The 5,461-nt window shown below is 31.9% G+C and carries 6 protein-coding genes; all 6 read right to left on the reverse strand.

Features of this window, described 5'->3' with window-relative positions; translation table 11 throughout:
- Positions 1-241: 241 nt before the first annotated feature.
- The 6 genes from L3X37_RS15065 to L3X37_RS15090 all read right to left on the reverse strand — a co-directional run bounded on the left by L3X37_RS15065 (position 242) and on the right by L3X37_RS15090 (position 5,335).
- Positions 242-1,408: an SIR2 family protein gene (locus L3X37_RS15065; RefSeq protein WP_237240994.1), complete on the reverse strand. Its 1,167-nt coding sequence runs from the start codon at positions 1,406-1,408 to the stop codon at positions 242-244.
- Positions 1,409-1,574: 166 nt separating this feature from the next.
- Positions 1,575-1,943, reverse strand: a complete 369-nt coding sequence (locus L3X37_RS15070; protein ID WP_237240995.1) for an immunity protein Imm33 domain-containing protein — start codon at positions 1,941-1,943, stop codon at positions 1,575-1,577.
- Between the two features lie 158 nt (positions 1,944-2,101).
- Complete coding sequence (locus L3X37_RS15075) at positions 2,102-2,722, reverse strand: DUF4240 domain-containing protein (protein ID WP_237240996.1); 621 nt, start codon at positions 2,720-2,722, stop codon at positions 2,102-2,104.
- A 233-nt stretch (positions 2,723-2,955) separates the two neighbouring features.
- The gene (locus L3X37_RS15080; RefSeq protein WP_237240997.1) at positions 2,956-3,801 is read right to left on the reverse strand and encodes a T9SS type A sorting domain-containing protein; all 846 of its coding nucleotides are present in this window, start codon (positions 3,799-3,801) and stop codon (positions 2,956-2,958) included.
- Between the two features lie 158 nt (positions 3,802-3,959).
- Positions 3,960-4,664: a hypothetical protein gene (locus tag L3X37_RS15085; RefSeq protein WP_237240998.1), complete on the reverse strand. Its 705-nt coding sequence runs from the start codon at positions 4,662-4,664 to the stop codon at positions 3,960-3,962.
- Positions 4,665-4,822: 158 nt separating this feature from the next.
- Positions 4,823-5,335: a hypothetical protein gene (locus L3X37_RS15090; RefSeq protein WP_237240999.1), complete on the reverse strand. Its 513-nt coding sequence runs from the start codon at positions 5,333-5,335 to the stop codon at positions 4,823-4,825.
- Positions 5,336-5,461 lie beyond the last annotated feature (126 nt).

A 5,461-nucleotide genomic window follows, 5' to 3' on the forward strand; every position in this document is an offset into this window, starting at 1 on the left:
TTGTTCACTTCGGAATATCCGTCATCACATCTATCCGTATCGCAATTGATGTGAATTAAAAGGATTAATAACAGAAAAAATGTTCTAAATTGTTTCATGCTTTGTTTTAATGTTTGCCAACGGTCTCGTATAACCGTCAGTTACGGGTTAATATGCGTTAATTTTCGGTTTGACACTGACTTTAGCAATTCCGAGTGGATTCGGACGTAGTCGAATCCGCCGTAATTGCGGTTATACATTGTTAGGCAACGTTTTCTCTTATTTTAGTTAATATTTCTGGTATTTCATTCCAATCATCAATCCAAATAGTTTGAACACCAAAAGATGCTGAATCATTCTCTTCAAATCTTTCATATATATCGGTCAGAAGTTTAATTGTTTCATCAAAGTCAAGACCAGCGTTATTTTTATTATTTATAATTTCTGGCGATTCAAGTATCTTTTTTAGTTTTTCACTTAATTGTTTGTCATCAATTTTCTTTTTGAATATATAATGATGTTTACGTTTATTACCTTTTTGCTTTAATGCTATATCTAAAAGTCTTCTAATATTTGGGTCAGTCAATGAGCTACCAATGAAAACGCAAGTGTTCTCTCTGAATTTATTTATTTGAACCATATTATTCCAACTATATAAGTCAGAATATTGTTGATGATAATTACTTTCTCCAAAGGTGATTTTGTTTGAATCAGTTAATTTTTTGTCCTCTGGCAAATAACCGTGTACGTGATAAATAGGTAACTCCCCATTTTTGATTTCTATTCCAAGTCCATAAACTGATTTATAGGGAACTTCTAAACCAGTTTGGTCAAGTTTGTATTCTAAAATATCATCAAAATTATATGTTATGATGGAATCCAAATTTGGGCTTTTTCCTGGTGCCACACATATCTTGACTATTTCATTTAGTAAGTCAGAGTTCTTGTCTTTATCAATTTTTGAATATAAGACTTCTCGAACCATTGATTCAAATGAAGAATTATTATTTTCAAAATATTCTTGTAAATATCTACCAGCAATTAAAGGGTTTGGTGTAAATATATCGTTAAATAATTTTGATAAAACATTGGAAACATTATTCTCTTTTTCAATTGTGTGTACCATCAGGTTCTGAAGTAATAAATTCCAAGAAGGCACACCAAATTCTAATGAAATGCCTGCACCGAGCACAAGAACCATTTTTTCATTTTGGTAGGCATTAGAAATGTTTTTTAATGATTGTCTTTTACTTATGCTCGCCGATTTAGGCAGATTACCTAAGAGACTATTATAATCAATCTTTACATTTTTTAATGATTCAGTCAATCTTTTTAAAGATTCTTGATAGTATGATTGATTTTTGGAATAGTTTTTCAACCAATCATTAGATATAACAGTAATTTCATTTGAATTATCTTTTTTTGCCATTATCTCCAATGTTTTTTTTAATGTTGCCTAACGGTTACGTATATGAAATGTTGCGTGTTTGTGTGCGAGGATTTTCCGAAGGAAAATCAGATGCAAGCAAACAAAGCAACTCACATTGGTTAAGCACAAAATAGCAATTTTTTATATACAATGTTACCACACGTTTTTATTTTAATTCAGTAATATTTTGGTCAAACCAAACGTCTTCATATCCTTTTTTGTCAGTCAAAAAACGAAATCCAACACCAAGTCCGAGGTATTTAATTATATCAGGTTTTTTTTCAATCAAATGCTCTACGCATAAGGGCTTGAAAAAGTCGTCAGCATTTGACCATTCTCCACTCCAAATATACCATCCGTTCATTTTTCCGTGTTCGGGATGACGTAATCCATTTATTGGTTCAAGTTCAAGGTCAGTCGCAATTCCGATGAAGAGTTTTTCATCAGTTTGAGTAAAGTCAGAATTATACTTTTTACAAATCCGCTTTTGGGATTCAGTATGTTTATTTATTATTCCGACTATTTTTTTCTCCATCGTGTTTCTCAAATGTGTGGTAACGTTGTTGTATATGGTTTGTTGCGTGTTTCAAGCAACTAATTTAGTGAATAATTACGGACAAAGAAAGTCCGAGAGGACTTTCGCAAGTAGGCAAGAAGCCAGCAATAAATTATATACGGTGTTGCCACCAGTTTTTAATTCCACATTTTTTCAAATAACTTCGGACAAATCGCTTTCATAGTTTCAGGTTCTTCCTCTTTCCAAGTAAACTCAAAATTCGGATAATTCCCTTCATTTGTTTTAAAATCGTCAGATATATAGTCGTATAATTCTTTTCCTGTTTTATTTTCAAACGCTGTTAATGCAACATACCAAAAACTTTCAAAGTCATAATATTCTTCGCCTTCTATGAATTCCGAAATTAAACTGTCTGGATTTTCCTTTGCTTTATAATATGTGTCTTTCCCTCGTGATATAATCCAATTTCTAAAATATTCAAATCCATCGTCCGAGCAACCTCCATTCATTATATATCCAGCACACCACATTTCAGAGTTATAAGTATCGTAAAGAAGTTTATCAGTTCTCAATCGGAAACCAATCATTTGTTTTGGTGTCAATTTTTCAATTTCTTTGACTAAAAACCTTTCTTGAGCATCTTGATTTTTAGTATTCTTTACTGAAGAGTCAACTATATTCCAAAATATTGTTTCGTCTAACATTTCACTCGTTTTCTCAATTTCTTGATTGTAAGTTTTTGATACTTCTTTTTTGGCTGGTTCTTTCTTTCCAAAAAGTTTGTCAAATATTCCCATTTGGTTATTGTTTTTCGTGTTTTGATTACAACTTAATATCAAAAATGATGTAAATATTATTGTCGTGATTTTCATTTTTCAAATTGGTGGCAACGTGTTTGGCTATGGTTTCGTTGCGTAAAAATCCGCGAGGATTTTCCGCCGTAAACCGAAGATAGCAAATTTGCGAGGACTTTCCGAGAGGAAAGTCAGAAGCAATGAACTATAGCCGGTGTTAGCAAACGTTTTTTGTTTTACTCTTTTAGAAATTTAATTGAATTACCATTTTCAAATTTCAAGAAATACATTCCACTAGTTAGGTTCTTAATGTCAATTTTTTTATTATTTGCTATAATTCCATCAATTATTTCGGTTCCTAAAACATTATATATTTTATAATTTTCATCTTTTTTTAATCCTGAAACCGTAATTCTATCAGAGGAAGGGTTTGGAAATATTTTAGCTTTATTTTGTTCAAATTCAAAGTTGTTTGTTGATAATACTTCTGCTCCCCAAGTAAGAGCATCTAGTGCTAAATAATCTCCATTAGCTGTTGCAGAAATAATTAACTCATCTACATTTTTATCAGAATTATCAATTCCACCCTCTGTAGAAAAATCAATTAATGTGAACCCATTATTCGGGCTAAATGTTTCTACATTTGAAAAGCCTGAATTTTTTGTAATTGTAAATACAGGTGTTACCTCTCCATCTTTCTTCCCCACAATCGTAAGTGTTGAGCTAGGATTTGCTAAAGCTCTTGTTGAAACAAAAATATATAGACTTTTAATAGTTATATCTGTTCCATCAGTGGTGGTAATTATAAATGATGTTCCATCATTTTGAGTTGGTGTTCCGCTTGAATTGTCAATAAATTTATTATCTACAGCAGTCCCATTCCATCCTCCGTTACTAAAAAATTCAATGTCATAGGTGGATTCTCCAGCTCCATTTGTTATCGTGAAATTTTGTCCGCTATCAGTAAATGTAGTCCCACTTGTTGCTTCTGACTCAAAGTCTTCTGTGGATTGAGCAAAAAGAGAGTTGCCATTCAATAAGATTCCGAGTAATAAAAAAAATGATAAGTAATTTGTTTTCATAATCTATTTGGTTTTAATGTTTGCTAACGGTTTGTATATGGTTTGTTGCGTGGTAAGGTAACAAATTTAGCAAGTACAAACCTAATAGAAAATCCGCCAGGATTTTCGTAAGCAAGCTAGAACTAGCAATAAATTATATACTTTGTTACCATTAGTTTTTATTCCGTTTTCATTGGTTTAATTCCCATCGCTTTCATCCATTCAGAAACCTCTAATGGTTTCCATTCTTTATTATTATAAACACTATAAATGTATTTGTATAATTCATCGGTTAGGAAAATCAGCCGTCCATCATTTCCGCCTGAAGCCAGAAATATTCTTTCGTCAACAGATTGCTTTTCAGCTTCTGTATTAATTATTTCTGCAAAGCGCATAACGGCTTCTCCCCAGCCAGTTTCTTTAAAATTTTTGAAAATCACATATTCTGTTCCGTTTATAGTAATTCGGTGATTCAGCCATTTATTTTGATCATCCCATTCCTCAAAATGGTCAGTTACTTTTATTGTTAATCCAATTTTGTCAAAAGTCGGTTTAACTTGTTCCAGCATTTCGGTAAATCCACCTTGTTCGTAAACAGTTTCTCCATCACACCAATAGTATCTATAATCTAAAGGAACACCTGTTTCATCATCCCAAATTGAAACTAATTCATTTGTCGGGTCATAGTTTTCGATTAGGTCATTTTTCAGACTATCAATGTTTTTCTTGTCGGCATATTTATAATAACCTAGTTTTTCTAGTTCAGCAACAAATTCTTTTGCAGAAACTTTACTTACAGGTTGAGCATTGTTTTTTTTCGTTTTGGCAAAGAGCCCAAATCCTATTAGTCCGATTATAATTCCAAATATTAATCCCAATTTCATATGTTGCTTTAAATTAATGGTAACGTGTTTGTGTATGATTTCGTTGCGTGTTTCAGCAACTAAATTAGTAAACTAAAACGAACCAGAGGAAATTCCGAAGGAATTTCCAAGTAGGCTAGAACTAGCAATGAATTATACACATTGTTACCTGCTGGCTTTTATTCATCATCTCTTCTTTTCCTCAAAGCAATTATTTCTAATTCCAAGTCAGATAACGCTATTTTTATATTTTCAGCACGTAATTTTTCGTAAATCTTTTTTCTTTCCTTTTCGGTTGTATTCTTTTCATACAGTTCAGGCGAAGGTGGAAGAGGATTGACAATTGGATAGTCAAAACTTCGACTTATTCCGCACATATTTAGACGTAAAAATCCGTCTTCCATATTTCCATATACAATCCATTTCCCATTTTCCTGAACATAAGGACTGCAATATTTCCAATTTTTTCCGATGTAAATATTTCCGATTGAGTCTCCACCATCTAATGATTCCGTTACCTTTATTTTAAATGTCAAATCTGAATCGTTTACTTCAATTACTTCTCCAATAAAAATACATTCGGAATTTTCCAATTCATATTTCTGCCATTCGGAAAGTTTTTTAATCGCACAAGTACAGGCAAAACTTTTCAATGAAATCAGAAGTAAAATTATAACTAAATGTTTTTTCATAGTTTCGATTTTCAGCTTCCAACTAACGTCAAATATTAAGTACTGATATTTAGTGTTTTACTAAATCCGACGTCTTCAGGTTTAATCTCAAATTTAGCAATATTTTTCTTGATTCTGTTGACTAAT

Origin of the sequence: Wocania arenilitoris, assembly GCF_021728535.1 — a bacterium.
Classification (GTDB): Bacteria; Bacteroidota; Bacteroidia; order Flavobacteriales; family Flavobacteriaceae; genus Wocania_A; species Wocania_A arenilitoris.

Bases quoted from the DNA above. Each gene is read 5' to 3' on its own strand.
- L3X37_RS15065 (WP_237240994.1), bottom strand. From the start codon at position 1,408: ATGGCAAAAAAAGATAATTCAAATGAAATTACTGTTATATCTAATGAT.
- L3X37_RS15070 (WP_237240995.1), bottom strand. From the start codon at position 1,943: ATGGAGAAAAAAATAGTCGGAATAATAAATAAACATACTGAATCCCAA.
- L3X37_RS15075 (WP_237240996.1), bottom strand. From the start codon at position 2,722: ATGGGAATATTTGACAAACTTTTTGGAAAGAAAGAACCAGCCAAAAAA.
- L3X37_RS15080 (WP_237240997.1), bottom strand. From the start codon at position 3,801: ATGAAAACAAATTACTTATCATTTTTTTTATTACTCGGAATCTTATTG.
- L3X37_RS15085 (WP_237240998.1), bottom strand. From the start codon at position 4,664: ATGAAATTGGGATTAATATTTGGAATTATAATCGGACTAATAGGATTT.
- L3X37_RS15090 (WP_237240999.1), bottom strand. From the start codon at position 5,335: ATGAAAAAACATTTAGTTATAATTTTACTTCTGATTTCATTGAAAAGT.